This is a genomic window from Chryseobacterium elymi (genome assembly GCF_003385495.1).
Lineage (GTDB): Bacteria > Bacteroidota > Bacteroidia > Flavobacteriales > Weeksellaceae > Chryseobacterium > Chryseobacterium elymi.
In genome coordinates this window covers 262,963-287,297 of the sequence record NZ_QNUH01000005.1, presented here as the reverse complement: position 1 = coordinate 287,297, position 24,335 = coordinate 262,963, and the positions used below count along the sequence as shown (strand labels likewise).

The 24,335-nt window shown below is 38.1% G+C and carries 13 protein-coding genes; 1 reads left to right on the top strand and 12 read right to left on the bottom strand.

Going from position 1 to position 24,335, the window contains the following annotated elements; genetic code table 11:
• Positions 1-41: 41 nt before the first annotated feature.
• Positions 42-2,417 (bottom strand): glycoside hydrolase family 127 protein, encoded by a 2,376-nt coding sequence (locus DRF60_RS08105; RefSeq protein ID WP_116011588.1) that lies wholly within the window; start codon positions 2,415-2,417, stop codon positions 42-44.
• A 527-nt stretch (positions 2,418-2,944) separates the two neighbouring features.
• Between DRF60_RS08105 and DRF60_RS08100 the strand changes: the two genes are divergently transcribed.
• On the top strand, positions 2,945-3,631 hold the full coding sequence (locus DRF60_RS08100; RefSeq protein ID WP_116011587.1) for an NUDIX hydrolase: 687 nt from the start codon (positions 2,945-2,947) through the stop codon (positions 3,629-3,631).
• 2 nt (positions 3,632-3,633) lie between these two features.
• Here DRF60_RS08100 and DRF60_RS08095 read toward each other — a convergent pair whose 3' ends face one another.
• The 11 genes from DRF60_RS08095 to DRF60_RS08045 form a co-directional block, all read right to left on the bottom strand.
• Positions 3,634-5,520: a DUF294 nucleotidyltransferase-like domain-containing protein gene (locus DRF60_RS08095; RefSeq protein ID WP_238640104.1), complete on the bottom strand. Its 1,887-nt coding sequence runs from the start codon at positions 5,518-5,520 to the stop codon at positions 3,634-3,636.
• A 24-nt stretch (positions 5,521-5,544) separates the two neighbouring features.
• Entirely contained in the window at positions 5,545-6,189 is a 645-nt protein-coding gene (locus DRF60_RS08090) for a 3'-5' exonuclease (protein ID WP_116011585.1), read from the bottom strand.
• 87 nt (positions 6,190-6,276) lie between these two features.
• Complete coding sequence (locus DRF60_RS08085; protein ID WP_116011584.1) at positions 6,277-8,004, bottom strand: sodium:solute symporter family transporter; 1,728 nt, start codon at positions 8,002-8,004, stop codon at positions 6,277-6,279.
• Between the two features lie 3 nt (positions 8,005-8,007).
• Positions 8,008-9,165, bottom strand: a complete 1,158-nt coding sequence (locus tag DRF60_RS08080; RefSeq protein WP_116011583.1) for a galactose-1-epimerase — start codon at positions 9,163-9,165, stop codon at positions 8,008-8,010.
• 21 nt (positions 9,166-9,186) lie between these two features.
• Positions 9,187-10,683: an L-arabinose isomerase gene (araA, locus tag DRF60_RS08075; RefSeq protein WP_116011582.1), complete on the bottom strand. Its 1,497-nt coding sequence runs from the start codon at positions 10,681-10,683 to the stop codon at positions 9,187-9,189.
• Between the two features lie 75 nt (positions 10,684-10,758).
• A complete protein-coding gene (locus DRF60_RS08070; RefSeq protein WP_116011581.1) occupies positions 10,759-11,457 on the bottom strand; it encodes an L-ribulose-5-phosphate 4-epimerase in 699 nt (232 codons plus the stop codon).
• Between the two features lie 406 nt (positions 11,458-11,863).
• Entirely contained in the window at positions 11,864-13,561 is a 1,698-nt protein-coding gene (locus DRF60_RS08065) for a ribulokinase (RefSeq protein WP_116011580.1), read from the bottom strand.
• A gap of 246 nt (positions 13,562-13,807) precedes the next feature.
• The gene (locus DRF60_RS08060; RefSeq protein WP_116011579.1) at positions 13,808-15,781 is read right to left on the bottom strand and encodes an alpha-L-arabinofuranosidase C-terminal domain-containing protein; all 1,974 of its coding nucleotides are present in this window, start codon (positions 15,779-15,781) and stop codon (positions 13,808-13,810) included.
• A 153-nt stretch (positions 15,782-15,934) separates the two neighbouring features.
• Positions 15,935-18,562 carry a glycoside hydrolase family 3 C-terminal domain-containing protein gene (locus DRF60_RS08055; protein WP_116011578.1) on the bottom strand — a complete coding sequence of 876 codons (2,628 nt, stop codon included), beginning with the start codon at positions 18,560-18,562 and terminating at the stop codon, positions 15,935-15,937.
• 207 nt (positions 18,563-18,769) lie between these two features.
• Positions 18,770-21,514 carry a T9SS type A sorting domain-containing protein gene (locus tag DRF60_RS08050; RefSeq protein ID WP_238640101.1) on the bottom strand — a complete coding sequence of 915 codons (2,745 nt, stop codon included), beginning with the start codon at positions 21,512-21,514 and terminating at the stop codon, positions 18,770-18,772.
• A 143-nt stretch (positions 21,515-21,657) separates the two neighbouring features.
• Entirely contained in the window at positions 21,658-24,186 is a 2,529-nt protein-coding gene (locus DRF60_RS08045) for a glycosyl hydrolase 115 family protein (protein ID WP_116011577.1), read from the bottom strand.
• Between the last annotated feature and the right edge of the window lie 149 nt (positions 24,187-24,335).

Genomic DNA, 24,335 nt, shown 5'->3' with positions numbered 1-24,335 from the left:
TAAATAAGTCTTGTCAAGGTTTAGAACCTTGACAAGACTGTTTAGTTTTTATCTGGCACTTGGTTCAGCAATCTTACTTCAATGATTTTCGGTGTAAGCGATTTTTCATTTGTATTAAATTTTACATTAAGAATCTCTTTCCTGCTTTCTGATTCCGGAATCGGGATTAATAATGATTGTGGAGAACCGCCCATTTTTCCATCGAAATTTTTAGAAATAACTTTCACTCCATTGATTTCTGCATTCAAAGTACGGTTGTTATTGGCATCAAAATAAATAAGATAAAGGTATTTTGCATTTTTATCCTTATTTCTCATCTGGTAGCTGAACCAACCTTTTGCCTCACGGAAATGGCGGTCTTCCATATACCCGGTGCTGGAATCTTTGCTATCGATGAAATGGTCGGATTCCGGCTGTTGCTCTCCCAACTGGATTTTATCGGTTGTGATATTATCCAGTTTTCTGATTTCCTCTTCTTCTTTGGCTTTCTGTTTTTGAATAGCTTCAATTTTATCCTGATTCGCCTGTGGAAAATAAATGATGTAACGCTCTTCCTGAATTTTATAAAACGGAACCAATTCTAATCCGTTGCTGAATTTATTCTGAGGGTATAAACCTTTCAATCTGAATGTCAGATCTTTTTCGTTAACAGTTTCCAAATGACTTAAAACAGAAGTTGAACTGCCCAAAATGGTAGGGATTTCATTCAAAGGAATTTGTGGTCCGTGCGCGATATGTCCACCTCTGCTGTCATCGGCGAAAAGTCCGTCCTGATTTTCTTTTCCGTATTTCGCAGCCAAAACAATCGGGCCATATTTAAACGCGAAATAATCCGAATGGTCAGGAAGCTGCTCTGCGGAAAGATGCATCGGCATTTTCACTTCTATAACATCTCCTTTTTTCCATTTTTTATTAATAGTAAAATAACCTTCAGCATCTACAGGAACATTGACATTTTTACCATTCACTGAAATTGTAATTTCAGAAGCTTTTGCCCATTCCGGCGCTCTTAATTTTAAATTTAAATTTGATTTCGGAACAACATCAAAAATCAGTTTTGTTGATGGATTTTCAGGGAAATTATTTTCCTGTCTTAGAACCAATTTCTTTTCAGACCATTTTAAAATAGATGGAATAAATAGATTCACGTACAAATCTTCATCGGAATACGCATAAATCATTTCACCATATTTGGCGTGATTTTCCATTCCGGAGCCTACGCAGCACCAAAAGCTGGTTTCCGGCTGGGAATAAACCCTGTAATGACCGGGACGCATCGGCGTGAAGTAGACAAAACCGCCTTTTTCAGGATTTTGGGTGGAGAGAATATGATTGTATAAAGCTCTTTCGTAATAATCTACATACGATGATTTTGGATTCGTCGCATACAATTCTTTGGAAAGTTTCAGCATATTATACGTATTGCAGGTTTCGGGACCTTCGATACTTTTAATCATTCCGCTGAAATCATTGATCGGGTTAAAATGTTCGCTCACACTGTTTCCTCCGATGATCGCTGATCTTTTTTGAGTGACATTGGTCCAGAAAAAATCTGCTGCATTGCTCCATTCTTTGTTATTTTCTAAATCTGCAATTTTTTTAAAACCAATCACTTTTGGAATCTGTGTGTTGGCGTGGATTCCTGTGAGTTTATCTTCCTGAATCAACAACGGATTTAAAATAGCGAGATGTGAAAAACGATGGGCAAGCTTTAGATATTTCAGATTTTTTGTAATGTCATAAACGTCGGCAAAAACTTCATTCAGACCGCCGTGCTCGCTGCGAAGCATATCCTGAATCTGTTCATCGGAAAGTGCGGAAACTTCATCAGCCATCCAATCTGTAAGCTTTATCAGCATTTTTTTTGCTTTCTCACTATCCGCATACCAATAAGCATCGCGTAAACCTGAATATATTTTGTGAATATTATACAACGGAACCCAGCGGTCATTCAGACCGAAAGTCGCTGCCCGGATATTTCCATCGGCAATTTCTTTCCAGATTTTTTTACCGTTCGGAACGCCAGAAAGATAGCCGTTTCCTGAAAGATTCTGGCACCGCTCCAATTCATCAATCATATAATCCAAACGCTGCCTGATTTTTGGATCGCCTGTTGAAGCGTACATCAAAGCTAAAGCAGAAATGTAATGACCGCCGATATGACCATCCAATCCTGTATTTTCCCAATTGGGATAGTTTTCTTTTTTAGGTTTCAGCCCTGCTTCTTTCAGATAGGGTGCAAGAAGCCGGTCTGCATCCATCGACAGGATATATTTCTCATCCGTCTGCATTGCTTTGCTGAAAATACTTTCGGAAAGATGAACCTTGTTGAGCGGAAAGTAGCTAACATTTTTCTTTACCTGCCCAAAAGCTATTGTAGTAAAGCCTAAAAGTAATATCAGTGATTTTTTGTTCATTAATAAATGTTATTTCTACATTTCTAAAATAAAAGAAAGTATTCAGATAGCAAACAACTTTCATCGTTTAGCAATATGTTCTTTTGAAAAAACATTTTGAAATAAGTAAAAAAAACTTTTACAAGCCCATACCTTATCATAAAAAACAAGAATAGACAAACTATAGAATATCAATTAAATAAATGTAATTCCGTCATTATCAAAATACATATCGTGTGTTTATAAAAACCAGAAAAAATATACATCCGGACTTATCGTATTTTAATAATATCCCTGAAAAAAAGCTGAGTGAAATTCCGGATCAAAATTTTAACATATTTTTAACATTGTCTTCATATAGGATTTACATTAATTTCAGCAAATAAATCATTTAAACGGTAAAAATAATTACCCAAAACACCACATGGAACCAATAAATTCTCAAAAAAAAGTTAAAACACGAAAAATAAAGTGTAACAAATACATTTATTTAAATTTCATAATAAAATCTATCTCAAAAAATTTAACTTTGTATAAAATCATTTTTGATGGAAGAAAATTATCTTAATTATCCCAAACATCTTGTGGCAGTTGACTGTATCATTTTCGGTTTTGACGGAGATAACCTGAAAATTCTTCTGGTACAAAGAAATTTTGAGCCAAAGAAAGGAGAATGGTCCCTTATGGGTGGCTTTGTTGATGATAAAGAAAGTTCTGACCAAGCCGCCAATCGTGTTCTGAATACTTTAACCGGACTAGAAAATATTTATTTGGAGCAACTGAAAACCTACACAGAAATCGATCGTGAGCCCACTGCGAGAATTATGTCTATTTCATATTATGCTTTAATAAATATTCAGGATAACATTCAAATCAATGAAAAATACAGCGCCAAATGGTTTGACCTGAAAGATCATCCTGAACTTATTTTCGATCATAATTCAATGGTAAAAGATGCCGTTTTGAGACTGAGAAGAAGGGCAACGACAAGGCCGATTGGCTTTGAACTTCTCCCTAAAAAATTCACGATGAAGGATCTCCAGAATCTTTACGAAGCTATTTTTGACGAAAAATATGACAAACGAAATTTTACCAGCAAAATCAATGCATTGGATGTTCTGGTAAAAACTAATGAAAAAGATATGAGCTCTTCTAAAAAAGGGTCTTACCTTTATACTTTTGATGAAGAAAAATACAATAAAAAAATATCGGAAGGTTTTATGTTTAAAATTTGAGTTTAAAAACTTCCGGTAAATTTCACTTTGATTCCCAGCTGAAAATTGCCAATCGTTTTGAAAATTTCGATTAAAGTAACCCTTTCTATCTTCGTTAGTTTATTGATTTCGACATAATTATCAGGGTGTTTTTTGTCAGTATTAATTTGATTTGCCTGATTTTTGAGCCGAAGCGCCATCAGATAATAGTAAGACTGATGCATTTCGTTATATTGCTGCTGCGTGAAAATTCCGATTTCAGTCAGTTTTTTCATTCTTTCGCCCGTATTTTCCATTTCCAGATGGTTTTTCAGTGCGTAGACACGCACCAAATCCACAATTGGAGACATCGCCGTTTTGATATCGAAAACTTCTGATTTTCCAATGGTTTGAGTTTTTATCCTCTTAAAAAAAGTCAAAGGAGGTTCATATTGCAGTGCATTTTTCGCAATATGTGCAAAGAAAACCTGATTGGGTGAAACCAGTTTTTCTTTGATAAAAGTTTTCAGTTCACGGACAATATTTTCGTCACCATAAATGAAACGGAAATCAAAAAAAGTAGAAAATTTCATTGCATTTTCCGGCACAGATTCTTCAATCCATTGGGTATAATTTCTTTTCCAGTGAGAAAGAGAATGCGTCCATTGCGGATTGCTTGCCATAAAACCGCCTTTGCAGTATTCGAAACCAATCGTATTGAGATCGTCCGAAACTCTTTTGGCAAAATCCATAAAATATTCCCGCACCATTTCCCTATGTTCGTTGGCTTTGTCTTCGTAGATGATCCCATTATCCTGGTCTGTACTGAGCGTCTGCTCTTTCCTTCCTTCGCTTCCTGTAACAATGAAGGCAAATTTCGCAGGTGGTTTTCCTATTTCCTTTATGATTTTTTCTATTACTTTTCCGGTTATCGTGTCGGCAATCGTAGTGATGACCTGACTGGCAATTTCGCCGTGCACTCCCCTTCCTAAAAGCTGATTAATAATATCCGGAACCTGATTCCATTTTTTGCGGAGTTCTTCGGTATTTTCTGCCTGCTTTACGGACTGGATAAAAACCAGCGGACTTTGCGCCTGCTCGCTCAGCAAACGGTTTCTGCTCAGAAAACCTACATATTCTTCATTGTTTTTCACCAAAAGATACCTTGATTTGGTTTTGAACATCATCAGAACTGCTTCATACAAATAGGCATCGCTGGAAATACTGACAATCGGATTATCCATCACTTCTGAAATGGCTATTCTTGAATCCAGACAACGGGCGATGACATTATCCCGTAAGGTAATATCTGTCGCGTAACCAATAATCTCGTCACTCCCGGATTTTTTGACAAAAATACAGCTTACCTTATTGGCTGCCATTACTTTAGCCGTTTCAAAAACAGGTGTGTTTTCTTCGCACGAAACGATGCTTTTGTAAGCAATACCTTCAATTTTTCTGGAATACAACTGATCAGCTGCGAAATAACTTTCCTCGAAAGTAGCGGGTGTTTTTACAAAATGTGAAAACTCTTCATCCAGCATTTTTTTGCCAAAATCTGAAGTGAAATAGTGGAAAAAATCTTCGTAGGCATTACACAGTTCGTAAAACTCCTTTCTGGGTAAAGTGTAAACTACGGTTCCTTTTTTGGCTATGGCAGATTTCAATGCACGAACCCTGTTTAGAATAATGGAAATTCCGCCAAAACAATAAGGTTTATGATGCTTGGTTACTGCTCTTTTGTTTTCTGAAGCGTCGAAAAAAAAGGTTTCATATTCACCGGATGCTATAATGCTTACTCCTGTCATTTCGGTTACATCCTGACGATAAATAAGCGTATCTTTAGAAAACTCGGTTTTAATCAATGTTTCAGAGATCTCTGCAAGAACCGTTTCAGGTAAAAGATGAAAAGGCTCTGTTATTTTTAACAAAGAAATTATTTTTTCTTCCATGTGCTATTTCATCTTATTTGTTAAAAATTTTAATTTACATTCGATTTCGTGATGGATTTTCTGAAGTTCATCCTCTGAAATTTCTCCACGTAAACGAATTTCAAAGAAACATTTTGCCGTCATTTCCGCATCAATCATAGCATTGTGAGAGCGTTCCATCTTTTTATTGAAAAGAAATTCAAAAAGCTGGTTCAAACGAAGATAAATTACGTTTGGATTTAAAATATAGTCTTTGCTTTTTAACATTGTGCAGTAAAAACGACTTTGCTGAAAAGGGTTTTCCAGACCTGCTCTATGAAAATCACAACTCAACGTATGAATATCAAATTCTGTAAAATGTCCAATAATTAACGGTTGATATTTCTGAATATCTGCTGAAAGTTTTTCTAAAACAAAACTTCTTACTTGTCCGTTTTTGCTTAAAAATTCTCTGGTAATTCCGTGTATTTTAAAAGATTTGGCACTAATTTTTAAATCGTCAACATCAATGTAACAATTTGTTCTTTTAACTTCTCTACCGTTTTCATCATAAATAATCCACGAAACCTGAATTGCTGAAGGCCAGTTTTCTGTTTCAGAATAAGGCAGATTCCAACGTTTCGGAATTCCAGTTGTTTCGGTATCGATAAAAAGGAGATATTTTTTCAAAACTTTATTTAAAATTACAAAAACATTAGAACTTTTAACAAAAATAGGATGCCCATAACGACATCCTATTTATTATTTATTTTAAAACTACCAGAATCTCACGTAAAGAGCGGTCAATAAGAGAACCGTCACTACGATCATAATCAAAGTTCTGTTATCTACTTTAAACATCGTTGCATCAATCGCAAAAGCCTTCGGATTCACTTTCGGACCAGCCAAACTTATCATTATCATTACGACAACTGTGATAAAGAATGACCATCCCATATTAATCAGAAATGGAATTTCTGTAATGGTGTGAACGACGCCGTTTTCTAATTTTTCATACGTGAAAGCCGTATATAGCCAGGTTTCTTTCCCGAAAATATCGACAGCAAAACTGTTAAAGAAAATCGCAAGTAAAAAGCCCAGAAGAACTCCTACCAAAGCTGCAGTTCCTGTAGTTCTCTTCCAGAACATTCCCAAAAGGAACATCGCAAAAACACCCGGACTGATAAATCCTGTATATTTCTGTATGAATGTGAAACCACCTTCTCCTCCGATTCCCAAAACATCCGTCCACGTAAATGCCAAAGCAACAGCCATTGCGATGATAATTGCCCAACGTCCTGTTCTTACCATCTCAATTTCGGTGGCATCTGCTTTCAGGTATTTTTTATAAATATCTAACGTGAAAATAGTGGAAATACTGTTTACTTTTCCAGCCAAAGACGCTACGATTGCCGCCGTAAGTGCTGCAACTGCAAGTCCTTTCAATCCTGTTGGTAAGAATCCTAAAATAGCTGAATATGCACCATCTTTTACCCCGTTGAAGCCAGGTAAATGTCCTTTTGTATATAAAACATACGCTGCAATTCCCGGAAGCATTACGATAATGGGCATAAATAATTTCAAAAATCCTGCGAATAAAATTCCGGTTCTTGCGGTTTTCAAATCAGCTCCCAAAGCACGTTGAGTAATGTACTGATTGCATCCCCAATAATTCAGGTTTACAATCCACTGACCTGCAAAATACATCGCCAGTCCTGGTAAAACCACATATTTCTGAACACTCAGGTTTTCCGGCATTGCCAAAGTTGTTGTGGTGGTCGTTGGTTTGTCTAGAATTAATTTAAAATGTTGCGGTGCTTCATTCATCAAAGTCTGAAAACCTGCAAAAGCATTTCCTACAGCCGCTCCGTTAATTCTCTGGTCAACAATCTGTAATGCCATATAAACCGTTGCAAAACCTCCGATAATCAAAACTGCCACCTGAATAACATCGGTATATCCGATTACTTTCATTCCGCCCAAACCTATCAGTAAAGCCATCAGAAGCAATCCAACCATGATGATATGAAGATTATTTCCACCCAATAAAGTATCGATCGCCAGAGCTCCCAAATAAAGAATTGAAGTAAGGTTTACAATTACATAAAGAAATAGCCAGAAAACAGCCATAATCAGGGAAACCGATTTGTTGTACCGGGTTTCCAGAAATTGCGGCATCGTATAAATCTTATTTTTAAGATAAATCGGAATAAACCACACGGCGATGATAATCAATGCAATCGCTGCAATCCATTCGTAAGCTGCAACAGCAATTCCCACGAAAAATCCTTCCCCACTCATCCCGATGAACTGTTCCGCAGAAATATTGGACGCAATCAAACTGGCTCCAATCGCCCACCAGGTAAGTGAGCCTTCTGCAAGGAAATAATCTTTACTGCCAGTAGCTGCAGATTTTTTTCTGTTGTAAATCCAGATTCCGTAACCGGCTACCACCACAAAATAAACAAGAAATATGATGATATCAATTGTTGCTAAGTTTCCCATAATTTATTTTTTAACTGAGAATTTATAAATCGTTTTAGTCTGATATTTTTGCCCTGGCTTAAGCTCTGTTGAAGGGAAAGAAGCTTGGTTTGGAGAATCCGGAAAATGTTGGGTTTCTAAGCAAAAACCTGTTCGGAATTCATTTTTCCCACCGGTTTTGGTGTCGAATTTCCCATCAAGGAAATTTCCGGAATAGAACTGAACACCCGGTTCGTCTGTCAAAACTTCCATCACTCTTCCCGATTCAGGATGATACACTTTTGCGATGCTTCTCATTCCGCTTCCGTTCAGAATCCAGTTGTGATCGTAGCCTTTTCCTTTTTTCAATTGGTCATCATTTGCATTAATATCTTTTCCGATTGGTTTTGAAGTGGTAAAATCAAATGGACTTCCTTTTACAGGCTTCTGTTCGCCGGTTGGAATCAACGTTTCATTCACAGGTGAGAATTTATCTGCATTGATTTGCAATTCGTGGTCGGTAATCGTTTTTGAGAAATTCCCTGAAAGATTAAAGTATGAATGTTGGGTAAGGTTAACAACCGTTTCTTTATCCGTTGTTGCTTCGTAAGAAATCTCCAAAGCATTGTCGTCTGTCAATGTGTAGAATACCGTTGTAGACAATTTTCCCGGATAGCCTTCTTCGCCATCTGCACTTGTATAAGTCAGTTTCAACGTCGGGAATTTTGCATCTTTTACAGGTTCAATATTCCAGAATTTGGTATGAAAACCTTCTTTTCCACCGTGAAGACTGTTTGGTCCGTCATTTTTATCAATATTGTAGGTTTTACCTTCCAAAGTGAATTTTGCATTGGCAATCCTGTTTCCGTAACGTCCGATCAACGCTCCGAAATAATAAGGATTTCCGTTGAAATAATCTTCAGGTTTTGTGAAACCTAAAACGACATCTTCATATTTTCCGTTTTTGTCGGGAGCCGTGAGTGAAGTGATAATTCCACCGAAATTAATGACTTCCATCTTCATCCCGTTTTTATTGGTTAATGTATATTTTTTAATGGAATCGTCTTTTGCCGTTACTCCGTAATCTGAAACTTGTATATTTTCCATATCTTCTTTTTGAGGCTGATTACTATTTTCTTTTTTGCTGCATCCAACAACACACAAAAGCGCAATAATAATCAGATTGTAGTTTATTATTTTCATAGTTTGAATAATTTTGCAAGATTAACGATAATAAATTTCATTCCAGCGAAGATTGTTCTTAAAATCACGGATTTTTGTATTTTCATCAATAACTAATGACTCAATGCCTGCAATTTCTGCAAAATCTTCCAGCTGTTCAGCACTGATATTTTCACTATAGCACGTATGATGTGCTCCACCTCCCAAAATCCAGGCTTCTGCTGCGGTGAACAAATCAGGAAGCGGTTTCCAAAGGACTCTTGCCACAGGAAGTTTTGGTAATTCCTCTGTGATCTCCAATGCCTTTGTTTTGTTGATTAAGAGTCTGAAATGATTTCCAAAATCCATTAAAGCGGCGTTCAGAGAATCAATATTCCCTCTTGAATTGAAAACCAGACGTACAGGATCTGCCTTGCCGCCAATTCCCAACGGATGAATTTCACAAGAAGGTTTGTCAACCGCCAAAACAGGATCAACTTCCAGCATATGAGAGCCCAAAACGGAAGGATTTGAAGGATTCAAATGATAGGTATAATCTTCCATAAAGGCATTTCCGCCTTCCAGACCTTGTCCCATTGTTTTCATTGCACGAACCAAAGCTGCGGTTTTCCAGTCGCCTTCTCCTGCAAAACCGTAACCTTTTTCCATTAGTCTCTGAACGGCAATTCCGGGAAGTTGTTCCAAACCGTGAAGGTCTTCAAAAGTATCTGAGAAACCTTTGAAACTTCCATCTTTCAGGAATTTTTCTAAACCTAATTCTATTCTTGCAGCGGCTTCAAGTGATTTTCTATGGCTTCCGCCTGAAAGAAGAGATTCTGCCATTTTGTAAGAGGCTTCGTATTCTTCCATCAAAGTTTTAATTTCGCCATCGCCAATAGAATTAACAACGCTTACCAAATCACCGATTCCCCAAGTGTTTACCGAAAATCCAAATTTTGTTTCTGCTTCAACTTTATCACCATCCGTCACGGCAACATATCTCATATTGTCTCCAAAACGTGCAAATTTTGCTCCCTGCCAATCGTCCCACCCTGCTGCAACACGGCTCCAGTCTCCGATTTGTTTCTGAACTCTTTCTTCAGCCCAATGTCCGACAACTACTTTTCGGTTTTTGCGAAGACGGCTTACCATAAATCCGAATTCCCGGTCGCCGTGTGCTGCCTGATTCAGGTTCATAAAATCCATATCCATCGTAGACCACGGAATATCCTGATTGAACTGCGTATGCAAATGCAGCATTGGTTTTTGCAAAGCCGTCAATCCGCGAATCCACATTTTTGCAGGAGAAAACGTGTGCATCCAGGTTACGATACCGATACAATCTTTTGCAAAATTGGCGGCCGTAAGGGTTTCAAAGATTTCTTCCGTGGTTTTTACAGTTGGTTTTAAAACAACTTTTACCGGAATTGATGAAGAAATATTAAGTGCTTCAACAATTTTCTGTGAATGTTCGGCAACCTGAGCCAAGGTTTCAGGTCCGTATAAATGCTGACTTCCGGTGATGAACCAGATTTCTTTTGTATTGAGAGGTGTTAACATATTTTATAAATGATAAATTATAATTGATGATTGATTTTTTAAGCGAATTGCTAATCGCCAAAAGCTAACAGCTATTTACTGTCCGTAGTAGGCATTTTTGCCGTGTTTGCGTTCGTAATGTTTTTTGATGAGAGCATCTTTCAGGCGTGGCGCCTCCGGGTTAATTTGTCTTGTGCGATACGCCATTTCTGCAATCGTTTCCAGAACTTTGCTGTTGTAGACGGCTTTATCTGCGTTTTTCCCCCAGGTGAACGGTCCGTGATTTCCGATGAGCACCATTTCCACTTCTTCGTAAGACAGTTCTTTTTCTTTAAAGCAATCGAGGATCTGAATTCCGGTATTGTATTCGTAATTTCCTTCGATTAAGTCATCCCGCATTGGCGGTGCACAGGGAATATCTGCCGTTAAATGGTCTGCATGTGTGGTTCCGAAAATCGGAATATCCATTTGAGCCTGTGCCCAAGCCACCGAATAAATAGCGTGTGTATGGGAAATTCCGCCAATGTTTTCCCAGTTTTTGTAAAGGTAAGCGTGGGTTTTGGTGTCGGAAGAGGGTCTTAGGTTTCCTTCAACCACATTGGCATCGTAATCTAAAATCACAATGTCTTCCGGTTTTAAAAGTTCGTAGGGAACGCCGCTCGGTTTGATGGCAAAGATTCCTTTTTCACGGTCGACGGCACTTACGTTTCCGAAGGTGTAAACGACCAGCTTTAAGGCATCCAACTGCATATTGGCTTCGTAACATTCTCTCTGGAGTTCTTTATATATGCTCATTTTTTTTATTAAATGATTAAAAGATTAAATAATTTAAAAATTACAGGTCTCTGCTTTGCCTAAAGCAGGTTCTTATTGATTTCCGTCAGCCTTGTCAAGGTTTTGAACCTTGACAAGGCTGACCAGTTCAATTATCTCTTTTTTTATATGAACCGATGAATCTCGTTCCTCGATTTTCATGCAGCCCGGCTTGAGCGGAAATCCTTTTTTGCTGATGGAAAAGCATTGGCAAAAAAGATTGGGAGCGGAAGACGGATAAAGCTGCCATAAAAAATAACTGGTAAAGGTTGTTGGTTCTTAATCTATTAGCAGGCCGCCTCTATGAGGCTTAATGCTCTATTGACATTATGATCGGCTATTAACAGTTCGCTCCTACGGAGCTCCTAAATCTGAAAATTGCTGTCAACTATAAACTTTCAACGATTTGCTTCTTTTTTGATTGGGTATTATTTTCTGTAAAGTCGGCGAGAATCTGATATTGATTCATCAATTCTGCATATTTTTCCACCTGATCTGCCTGAGGAAAATACTCAGCTTCGAAATCTGAGCCCATTTTCCTGCTTGCTTCCTGAACATTCGGGTAAATGCCTGCCGAAACTGCCGCATAAATTGCTGCTCCCAATGCCGGAGCCTGATCAGATGCAGCCACAACGATCGGCATATTCAGGACGTTTGCCAATGTCTGCATAATAAACGGGGATTTTCTGGCAACACCGCCGATTCCTATGACTTTATTGATTTTTACGCCTTCTTCTTCAAAACGGTCGACTATTTTTTTGGAACCGAAACAAATGGCATTCACCAACGCTTTGAAAATATGTGGGGCTTTTGTACCGAGCGAAAGATTGCTGATCGCAGCTTTGAGCTCCTGATTGGCATCTGGCGTTCTTCTCCCGTTGATCCAGTCCAAGGCAATAGGAATGGCCTCTGAAAGAGGAATTTTTTCTGCCTCCAAAGTCAGATTTCGGATAAGATTATTTTCTATTTCTTCTTTTAACAATTGTTTTTGATTGTCGTCAATCGCATTGGAATTCATCAGAATATTGTGAACAGGCCAAGTCAGAATATTCTTGTACCACGCCAATACATCACCAAATGCAGACTGACCGGCTTCAAGACCAATTAAGCCCGGAATCACGGAACCGTTTACCTGTCCGCAGATTCCTTTGACAGTTTTCTCCTGGATAACTTCGTTAGACGCGACCATAATATCGCAGGTAGAGGTTCCCATAATTCGGATGAGCGTATTTTCTTCCACTTTTGCACCGACTGCTCCGGAATGGGCGTCGAAAGTTCCTACGGTAATCACAGTGTTGGGTGTTAAACCTAATTTTGTCGCCCATTCCTGATTCAGATTTCCTGCAACCTCATCGGAAGTGTAAGTTTTATCGTACAATCTGTCACGAAGTTCAGCCAAAGATGGATCTAGCAAACTGAGAAACTCTTTTGACGGCAGCCCGCCCCATGATTCGTGCCACATTGCTTTATGCCCGGCCGCACAACGGCTTCTTTTGAATGCTTTTAAATCCTGATGATCGGAAAGGAGAAATGTGATATAATCGCAATGTTCCATCCAGCTGTAAGCGGAATTTTTTACTTCTTCATCTTGTCTGTTGATGTGCAGAATTTTTGCCCAAAACCATTCGGAGGAATAGATTCCGCCTTCAAATTTGGTATAATCTTCGCCGCCCCAGTTCCTTGCCAAATGATTAATTTCTTCGGCTTCGTTAATGGAAGTGTGATCTTTCCACAGCACCATCATTGCATTGGGATTTTCTTCAAATCCGGGAGTTAAAGACAATGCTATTCCGTCTCTGTTCACAGGAATTGGCGATGAGCCTGTGGTATCTATACAGATGCTCACAATGGTTTCTGCCGCCACTCCACTTTCTCTTACTACATCAGAAATAGTTTGTTGCAGACCTTCAATGTGATCTGAAGGATGTTGGCGAAACTGATTTTTTTCAGGCTGACAGAATTTTCCCTGTTTCCATCTTTGATAATAGCTCACGGATGTGGCTAGTTCGGCTCCATTTTCTGTATCAATCAGTACAGCACGAACGGAATCTGTCCCATAATCCAGCCCTATAACATATTTCTTCATTTTTATAATGAATTAAGTTTTAATAATATTTTGATACACCCTGCGACAAGCTTAGGGGCGAGATTGCTAATGCTAAATATTTAAGCTTATGTTTAATTTGATGATTAAAAAGAATCATTTTTAATTAAGTCTTAATAAATCCATTACATTTCTATTCTTGAAATAACACAAATATAAGATTCTATTTTAAATAAATGTATAAAGTACACTTAATTTTATTTTTCCTTTCGTGTTCGTATCTGAGGCTTATTTAATTTTTAAAACAACCAGTGAATGGGCAGGAATTCCCATTGAAAATGCTCCTTTTTTAATGACAGAATTATCTTCAACAGGCTGTATATTTTCTGTTTTAAAATCATTCTCTGCAGAAAGTGCATCAGCTGCTAAGACTGTTTTCGTCACTTTTTGTCCCAGTTTTATATTTTTAGGATTAATTTCCATTAACTTTTTCTGAGAATCGGTATTAACAATTTTGATGATTACTTCATTTTTTTCACTGTCTTTTACTGCCGTTGCATAGAGTTTGTCCTGGCCGCTGACCGGGGTTTTATTGTGGTAAATCTTCAGTAAATCAGTTCCTCTATTATTCGAAAATAACTTTTGAACATAATAATTGGGAGTTGCATAAGATTGTAAATTGTTAAACCAAATTAAATCCGGTGTCCATTGCCAACCGTCTGCGTGGGCAAAAAGCGGTGCATAAGAAGTCATTGTTACCACATCTGCGTTTCTTTCCAATCCTGTCATAAAAGCGGCTTCCGACAATGCAGTCTGCCAATTGTTTTTGTTATCGGGTTTTACTACTCCAACCGACTGTGCGGCATATTCTCCGGCAAACACTTTTGGTCCGGAACGATCGTAAGCATCATAGCGTGCGGCATTTTTTGTAAACCATTCGGGTGAATTATAATAATGCTCATCAACAATCTGCGCATTGAGTTTTTTGAGTTCTTTCCAGCCGTAATCGAAAAATTCACCGTCAGGCGACGGTCCGCTTCCTGAAATGATTTGGATGTCCGGATATTTAGCGTGAATGGCTTTTTCAAAAATTTTGTAACGTTCGATGTAATCTTCTCCCCATTGTTCATTCCCAACGCCGATATATTTCATATTGAATGGCTTCGGATGTCCCATTTCAGTACGAATTTTACCCCATTTTGTACTTTCGTTTCCATTAGCAAATTCAATTAAATCTAAAGCGTCCTGAACGAAAGGATTTAATTCTTCCAGATGAACCAATTCGCCTGTGTTGAACTGGCAAGCCATTCCACAACTTAAAATCGGTAAAGGTTCTGCTCCCAAATCTTCGGAAAGCTGGAAATATTCATAAAAACCTAATCCAAATGACTGATAATAATCGGGAGCAAGACGGTGTGCAAACCCTGAGCTCCATTTGTTGATGAGATATTCTCTGTCTGCCACATTGCCCAATGTTTTTTTCCATTGATATCTTTCGGCAAGTGTTCTGCCTTCCACAATACAACCTCCGGGAAAACGTAAAAATCCGGGTTGCAAATCGTATAATTTCTGAACTAGATCTTTGCGTAAACCACCCTTTCTTCCCTTCCAAGTATCTTGCGGGAAAAGAGAAATCATATCCATATTAATGATTCCGTTCCCGGTAAAAGTTATTTGCAGTTTTGCTTTTTCAACCGTTCTTGTTGGCAAAAAAACAGTGGCATATTTTTGCCAGCCTTTTCCTTTGATGATTACCGGAACTGTAGAAATTACGGCTCCATTTTTGTCAACCAGGCTTACATTGATGGCAGAAATATTTCCAGATACATTTTCCAGATCGAAACTGAAATCATATTTGGCATCTTTATGAAGTCCGATTCCCCGAAAACCTTCATTTTCCAAGATGTACTTTTTATCATTATGAACGGTAATTCGAGCGTAGTTTTTATTGGTTTTGGAATGATCCGAATAAATGGTCAAAAACCCGGAATCCAGATTATGCGAAAGGGTTTGCGTATTTTGCTGCTTCCAACCCGTTAAAGGCTCATCAAACTCAAAGCTTCGGTTTTTAATAAGCTCGGCATAAATGCCTCCATCGGCTGCAAAATTGATATCTTCAAAGAAAATCCCATACATTGTCGGCTGGATTTTAATGTTGGTAGGAGTTCCATCAAGATCTAAAGTAAATTTTGAGTTTTGCGCTGATGAAAATGCAACGCAACTTGTGAGAAGAATGGTGAAGATTTTATTTTTTGTTTTCATTGATACTATTTTTGATTGTCCAGATAAACACTTCGACTACAGTCAGTGTAGCATTTATAATCGTGAACTTTTAATTGAATGTATTATTCTTCTATTTATTGATAAACCTTATAGGTTTTAAAAACCTATAAGGTTTCCTACATTGAGAATAGTTTACTTGACTTTCAACCGGATACTTTTTAAATCTGAGTTTTTTGAAGTTCCTCCGTAGAAAATGGTATAATCTCCTGATTTTGTAACTAAGTCATCTGCTTTTTCATCATAAAATTTAAAAGATTCTTCAGAGATATTTAACTGGATATTTTTTGTTTCTTTTGATTTGATTAAAACTCTTTCGAAAGCTCTCAAGGTCTTTACGGGCGCTAAAGGATCATTATTTCTTTTCACATACACCTGCACCACTTCTTCCCCATCTCTTTCTGAAATATTGGTAACCGGAAAGGTTATCGTAATATTCTCATTAGGATTGATGCTACTTTTACTCAATTTTGCATTGCCATAAGTAAATTTTGAGTAGCTCAAACCGTGACCAAATGCATACAAAGGATCTTCGGTCATATAGCGATAGGTTCTTCCTTTCATATCATAATTCTCAAAACCCTGATGCTTGCTTGTTGTCGAAAGTGCATTATCCAATTGCTCAAGATTTTTGTAAAAAGTAATCGGTAATCTTCCGGAAGGATTGTAATCTCCAGCTAAAACATCGGCCACGGCAGTTCCGCTGGATTGACCGCCGTACCAGGCATTCAGCAATGCGTCATAATTTTTTTCGTCCTGCTGCAAACCAAGGGCACTTCCTGTACAGAGTACAAAAACCACAGGTTTTCCTGTTTTTCTTAATTCTGTCAGCAGTTGACGCTGAACTTTCGGAAGCTCAATTGAAGTTTTATCACCGCCTTTGAAGCCTTCTGCGCTTACCAACATTTCTTCTCCTTCCAGACTTGGGGAAAGTCCGCCTGCGAAGATAATGACGTCGGCATCTTTCACTTTTTCTCTTACCGATGAAAAATTTACGGGATCTTTTCGGTACACTTCAAAGGCAATGCTTACGTATTTCCCTTTCTGGCTGTGACGTAGTTCTATCTGATACTCTTTCCCTTTCTCCATTTTCACAGGAAATTCCGAAGGATGTCTTGCATCGGGACCTTTTCTGGTAGCGATTTCTTTGCCGTCAACAAAAAGTGTGTAAATATCTGATGTTGCCGCAGAGAATATCACTTCGCCGGAATAACTGCTCTTAAAAATACCTGATATTCTTGCTGAAGTATTTTCTCTGGCAACTCCCGGAGCAAGCTGGGTTCCGCCAAAACTATTGTAGGTAATTCCTGTTTTATTAACGGAAATATTAACCGGTTTTTCTTTTAATTCATTATTATTAAAAAACTCAACCTTCATTCCTTTTTCACCGTTTTTCTGACTTACAAAATTCTGGTAAAGAGATGTTCTGGATGATGGGTCTGCTACCTCACTCCCTTTTTCGTAAATGATTTCTGCATTTGGAAATTTAGCTTTAATTCCGTCTAAAATCGTTACCGTTGAAGAAGGTGTTCCGTTGTAATTTCCCAGCTGCATAATTCCGTCATCGGCATTGGGACCTACAACAGCAATTTTTTTAATATTTTTATTTAAAGGCAGGGCATTTTTCTCATTTTTCATTAGCACAATAGACCTTTGAGCCATTTTCAATGCCTGTTCTTTGTGTTCTTTAGAATCTACCGCAGAATAAGGAATATTGTTCCAGTGAACAGAAGATTTAGGATCAAGCATTCCCAGCTCAAACCAGCCTTTCAGGATTCTGCGCATCGAAATGTCGAGATCTTTTTCGGTGATCAATCCGCTTGCCAGGGATTTATTAAGATTATTGTACGTATCTCCGCATTCCAGATCTGTAGAGTGCTTTAATGCATCTGCTGCAGTTGTTTTTTCGTCAGGATGTGTTCCGTGGTATTTTTCCTGATAGAAATCTGCCAAAGCCCAACAGTCTGAAACCACCATCCCGTCGTATTTCCATTTGCCACGAAGAATTTCATTAAGCAAAGTATTGTTGGCGCAGCAAGGCTGACCGTCAAATGCATTATAAGCACACATCACTTCTCTTACATTACCTTCCAAAACCAGAGCTTTGAAAGCCGGAAGATAAGTCTCATACAGATCTCTTTTGGAAATTTCGGCATTATAGGAATGCCGGTTCCATTCCGGACCGCTGTGAACGGCAAAATGCTTGGCACAGGCATGGGTTTTAAAGTATTTAGGATCATTTCCCTGCAGACCTTTTACAGCAGCAACACCAAGAACGGAAGTTAAATAAGGATCTTCTCCGTAAGTTTCCTGACCTCTTCCCCATCTTGGATCTCTGAAAATATTGATGTTTGGAGTCCAGAATGTAAGACCTTCATAACGTCCGGTTTTATGAGCTTCATCGAAAGATCTATTGTATTTTGCCCTGGCTTCGTCAGAAATCATTTCAAAAGTTTTGAAATGCTCTGAAACATCCCAGGTTGCTGCCATACCGATTGCCTGTGGGAAAACAGTAGCCGTTCCTGCTCTGGCAACACCGTGAAGCGCCTCGTTCCACCAACCGTAAGCCGGGATTTCCAGCCGGGGAACAGCTTTGGAATTATCCATCATCATTCCGATTTTTTCATCCACTGTTAGCAATCCTAGGAGGTTTTCAATTCTTTGTTCAACCGGAAGACTGGGATTCCGAAACGGGTATTTATAATTCTGGGCAAAACCAAAAGTACAGACTACTATTGATATGGTTAATAACATTTTGTTCATATGATTGATTTAAAGCAGTTTTTTTATTGAAACACATAAAATATTATCACTGAATATTGCTTTACAATGCAACAAATACAAATATAAGATTCTATTTCATAATAAATGTATATATTACACTTAATTATAAACTATAAAGAAAAAAAGTCACCGGAAATGAACCGGTAACTTTATTAAAAAGCATATTGTACTTAGGCTTGATCAAGATTATTGTTTTATAAACTTATTTTTGATGTTTTTTCCTGAACCGGAAATTTCAATAAAATATACTCCTGAAGGAAGCTTTGAGATATCAATTCTGTTTTTGCCACTGGCCAGTTTTGTGTTATAAGAAACTGTACTTCCTTTTGCATCACTAATTGAATATACTGCGTCAGAAAGCTTCCAATCAACAAAAATTTCATTTTTAGCCGGATTTGGATACAAGACAATATCATCTTTCATTTCTGTTACATTATGTACTTTAAGTGTAGCAAAGCTCAATGGAAGAAAATTATTCGTATAGGTATTGTTTTCAGTAAGATATCCCTGGAAAGAACTGATTACGGGCTCATTACCCGCCGTTACTTTATAAAAACCTGTCACTCCGTTTTCTGTTTTCAGTACATATCCTCCCGCAGCTACTTTTATAGACTGATAAACACCATTTATCTGGTTGACCGTAATTGCTTTTGGTGTAGATACAGCGCCTGATCCCGTGAATGTTTTGCTTCCTGTAGCGTTGATCAATACAGGAACATTGGCAGGAATCACTCCATTGGAAATAGGTGTGCATTCCACACTTCCTGAGCCCGGCTGTATCATATACGCCGTAACTCCCGAAGGAATAGCTGACTGAAAAGGTAAAAGAACGATTCCGTACCCGTTGAAAGTTCTTGTATATGTTGCGGAATTTGCTGTGAAATTAAACGGAACCTGAAAGTCCTTGCCCTGGTCTGAAAGAGTAAGTGTATTGCAGAGATTTCCTGACACCACGTTTGTGTTGGTATTGCTTACAGAACTATTAACATAGAATAAACTGTTTATGTTTTGAGAGGCACTGATCCAGCTTGATGTTGAATTAATTCCAGTCACATTTCTAAAATCTAATGAAGTATAATATTCATTTTCTAAGGCATCCATAAGATTACTATCAGTCGATGCGTATGCTGCTTCAAACTTAGATGCTCTTTCGTTTCCTACATTGAAATAAACATCACCCAACGTCAGGGTAAGAATTGAACTGTAGTTTCCGCTTCGAAGCCCTATGATTCCTTTGCAGCCATACGGAAGAACTGTTCTGGAAATATCAAATACCAGATTAAAGCTTCCGGAACCCGGAGCAGGAAATGCTACACTGCCATAATTATGGTTTCTTACCGTTCCGTTGGCATCAACGTAATATAATGTGGTATTGGATGAAGTCGGCAAGTTGCTTGTTGTATAATTTAATACATTAAAAATTAACTTGTTGTAACGGTCGTCAAGATTTAAATATCCGCTGCCAGCATCTGTATATGAACTTATCAATGGAGTGGAGTTATAGAAGGTAACCGTTTTTCCGCTCAACTGGTAATCAGTACCAAATGCCGAATTAGTCGAGATTTGAGCTTCAATTTTATTATAATGAACATCGCCGCCTGTCATTAATGATACCGGTCTGTCGCCACTTTTATTAAAAGCAAAAGTCATTACACTGGAAGGGCTCACCTGAACCGTCGGACGGAAACTTGCCGTACTGAAAGAGAAGGATGATGACGCCATATTCAAGGATTGTGACGTGGTGGTCTGTACTCCTGAAGTCGTAAAGAATGGAAGATCAACTTTAAGATCATATGTGTTGGAAGAAGAATTGATAACAACAAGGGTAATCTGGCTGCCGTCCAGCGAAATATAAGAAGAACCTTCTAAAGTTCCGCCTGAGGTTTCCCATTTTGCATCAATTCTTGTTTTGCCTATGGTATTTTTAGCATATTGGGATAAAATATATCCTCTTTTTGTCATCTCACCCGCCACAGTGCCATTTGTACCATCACCCATCATTCCGTAGTATCTTTTTGATGCGTAGTGAACCCATGCATTGATATTACCAAGCATAGCATTATTTACGCTTCTTGCAAAAGTGAAACCGTCAATCGACCAATTAAAGTCTCTTGCAGGCACATTGGTATTGGAATTCCAGTTGATGAGATATTCTGTTTGCCAGATTTGTTTATTATGATTTTGAAATTGCTTGTATACCGACTGCGTAGAGCCATACTGATGAGCTCCATACACTTCAAAATTAGCCATTACTGCAGGACTTAAAAAAGCATTTGCGAAATTATCCGTAAAACCGACACTTTCCGGAGCAATAACGTTACAGTTGATCAAATGTCCATAATCTTTAACGAAAGTAGCAATCTGCGTTGGTGTCCAGATACATCCCTGATACTGTGCCATTTCATCAGGTTCATTCTGTATAGAAATATAATCGAGTGTAACTCCATTGGCAGCCAGATAAGTCACGAAATTGTTGAGATGAAGAGCATAATCCTGGTAATTTGCAGGTTTCAAATAACCAATCTGCTGTACTCCGTTCGTATCTGTGTATACTGCGTTAACGTGATTATTGGTTTTCCATGCTGCAGGCATTGTCCAAGGACTTGCAAATACAATCAATCCCATTGATTTTGCTAACTGTGCAGTGGCCAACACTTGTGGCCAGTTCGAACTGTCTTCCGGAATATACAGCCTCAGCATATTGTAACCTGCATCTGTAGCACCGGTTCCCCAGAGTTTCTGAATTTCTGCGGTAGTCATGTGATTGTAAGCAAACTGGGGACTGCAGACGAAACCTCCGAATCCTGTAATGTTCTGATAAGTAATATTCTTATCAATTTTTACTTTTGCCTGAATATTTTGTGCATTCAGCTGTACTGAAATTGCAATACCTGTAATCATTACAAGTATAAATTTGAAGATTTTTTTCATAGTAATAAGTTGTTAATTGTGATGTTAAAAGTGTATAATGAACTAGATTTATGATAATCGTTAAGCAGTTATTTCAGCTTCTCTCTGAAAATTATCCCTTCATAAAATTCACCATCATCAATTTTCAACAATACCCTCTTCATTTATTTTCCTGAATAATCACTTTGAGGAGCTCCCAGGTAGCTTGGTTTAAGGCTTCCTGTATCAATAAGTATTTTCTCTAAAACAATTCCCGGCTCCAGCACCCTGAATCTCAATGTATGTTTCCCAGGTTGCGAAATCTGATGTTTTGTAATTGATTTAATGATGTGCTCTGACTGCCATCTTCCCAATTCGCCTTTGTAATGACCATTGAAATTGATGACTTGCGAAGTTCCACCATCAAAAGAAATTTCGTATCGTAATCCTTTATTGTGATTGTAATTTAAAGTCGGAGCTAAAAGAAGCTGAACTTCAAATTCTCCTTTGGATTCGAAATTAATATCATATTCCAGATAGATGTTTTCACCAGCTTTCGGATAGGCATTTTGCGGAAAAGTCGTGACGCCGGATTTAGTTTTCCCAAAATCAGGAATGACTTCCCAATGAATCCTGTCTGAATTATTCATTCTCACAAAATTTTCCGCTTCGATAGAAACATAGCCATTTTTTTCTGCAAACACCTTCTCTTTCGGTACTTCTGCCTCGGAAACATAAGTTACTTCAGGCATTACATTTACTTTTCCGTCAAACCAGGCTTTGTATCCTATTTTCATCTGATCCATCATATGCGTCCATTTTCCGCCGGCAATTTCATTATTATATTTATTATCTAAATAAGCGTTTCTTTCAAAACACTCTTTCACTTTATCAGCATAGAAATTCGCTTGAATATCTTTTTTGGCAGCCAGTTCTTTATTTTTAGCCACGGCGTAGTACATTTCATATAAGTTGCTGCACGCATCGATAGGGTAAAGAACCAACTGATAATACGCATCCTGATATTCTGCCGGAATCTGCTCTTTCAAACGCAATGCGTCAACCGCCAAAGCTCTGTAGTCATTCAAAACTGTTTCAAATTCATTGTAATTTTCAAGGCTGAATGTTTTACTATCCAAAGTTTCCGGAGTTACTCTGCGGTTATATTTGGCGTAAAGATTAATCATTCTGGCAATTTCCTTTGAATGTTTTTCTCCAAACTGCTGTGCAGACCATTTTTCAGTGTATTCTAAAAGATTTTTAGAATTGAATTGTTTTGGATTCCAAGCCATTTCGAGGAAGAAACTGATTGGGAATTCCATTGGTTTTAAATCGCCCACATTTACGACCCAAACTTTATCAACTTTGTGTTCGTACGAAAGATTCATCTGCTCCCAAACTCTTTGTATCGGACTGATATTAATCCATTTGGAATTTCTTGGTCCGCCTACATAATCGAAATGGTAATACATTCCGTAACCGCCTTTATGTAAAGGTTTTGAAAGATCCGGAAGCTTTCTCACGTTGCCCCAGTTGTCGTCACAAAACAGCAGAATCACATCATCAGGAACTCTCATCCCTTTATCATAATAATCCTGAACTTCTTTATACAAAGCCCAAACCTGAGGCGTTTTATTCGAATTTTTACCTGTAACATTCTGTATGATTTTGCGTTGATCTTTTACGATATTTTCGAGTAAAGAAATATTGGTTCCCTCTCCCATTGCTTCATCGCCGTCGCCACGCATTCCGACTGTGACCAATTTTTCCCAGTTTTTGCTTCTCACAAGTCCGGCTTTCCAGAATTCCTGTAATATTTTGGAGTTTTTAGAATAATCCCAGATATTCGGCAGGTTATTTCTTTTGATATATCTGTGCCAGTCGGTTTGAGCCTGCGCCATTGGTTCGTGGTGAGAAGTTCCCATTATGATACCCATTTCGTTGGCTAATGGTCCGCTCAAAGCATCATCGTCGTAAAATGCTTTTCCCCACATGGCAGGCCACAGGTAGTTCCCTTTCAAGCGAAGGATCAGTTCAAAAACCTTTTCATAAAATTTAGAATTGATGCCACCAAAAGTGGCTCTTGCCCAACCGCCAAGAGAAGGTTCTTCATCATTCAGGAAAATTCCGCGGTATTCTACAGCAGGTTCTCCATCAGTATACATTCCTTTTTTGAAATATAAATTTTCTTTCTTTTCTACCGGAACATCTGCCCAAAAATACCAAGGGGAAACTCCAATCTGCTGAGAAACTTCATAAATTCCGTAAATGGTTCCTCTTTTGTCGCTTCCTGCAATCACAATGGCTTCGGAAACTCCGGGAAACGGATTGCTGATATTCTGGATGATGTATTTTTCTGTTTTCCCTGTTAATGCTTTCCCATCGATTTTTTTTTGTTTAATCAAATCATCGACTACAGATTTTGTTCCGACGGTTCCGATGATAATTAAAGGAGAATTCATTCCGGAAATCTGATTCAGAATATTCGGCTTTTCACCAGTGACTTTCTGAAAATCGGACTGCAGGTTTTTTACGGCTCTTAATATTCCGTCATCAATATTATCGTTTGTAAATATTGAAATCCTGACTGATTTGTCTTTCAGAAGAATGACATCGTTGCTTTTTTCTGTGGTAATAAAGCGTTCGGTTGCCTGTACATTATAACAGGCACCAAACAATAGTACAACGAGAAATAGTATCGGTAATCTTTTCATAATTTTTATTATTTTGATTGGATAGAAACCTTATAGGTTTTAAAAACCTACAAGGTTTATTTTGATTATTGTTTTCCACAGGTTGCACCTATGGCTATTCATATTGAACCCTTCGGGTCTTATTGTGTCAAATCTCTCGCAGCCCGGCT

Coding starts and splice junctions, on each gene's coding strand:
- DRF60_RS08105 (WP_116011588.1), bottom strand. CDS start 2,417: ATGAACAAAAAATCACTGATATTACTTTTAGGCTTTACTACAATAGCT.
- DRF60_RS08100 (WP_116011587.1), top strand. CDS start 2,945: ATGGAAGAAAATTATCTTAATTATCCCAAACATCTTGTGGCAGTTGAC.
- DRF60_RS08085 (WP_116011584.1), bottom strand. CDS start 8,004: ATGGGAAACTTAGCAACAATTGATATCATCATATTTCTTGTTTATTTT.
- DRF60_RS08080 (WP_116011583.1), bottom strand. CDS start 9,165: ATGAAAATAATAAACTACAATCTGATTATTATTGCGCTTTTGTGTGTT.
- araA (WP_116011582.1), bottom strand. CDS start 10,683: ATGTTAACACCTCTCAATACAAAAGAAATCTGGTTCATCACCGGAAGT.
- DRF60_RS08070 (WP_116011581.1), bottom strand. CDS start 11,457: ATGAGCATATATAAAGAACTCCAGAGAGAATGTTACGAAGCCAATATG.
- DRF60_RS08065 (WP_116011580.1), bottom strand. CDS start 13,561: ATGAAGAAATATGTTATAGGGCTGGATTATGGGACAGATTCCGTTCGT.
- DRF60_RS08060 (WP_116011579.1), bottom strand. CDS start 15,781: ATGAAAACAAAAAATAAAATCTTCACCATTCTTCTCACAAGTTGCGTT.
- DRF60_RS08055 (WP_116011578.1), bottom strand. CDS start 18,562: ATGAACAAAATGTTATTAACCATATCAATAGTAGTCTGTACTTTTGGT.
- DRF60_RS08050 (WP_238640101.1), bottom strand. CDS start 21,514: ATGAAAAAAATCTTCAAATTTATACTTGTAATGATTACAGGTATTGCA.
- DRF60_RS08045 (WP_116011577.1), bottom strand. CDS start 24,186: ATGAAAAGATTACCGATACTATTTCTCGTTGTACTATTGTTTGGTGCC.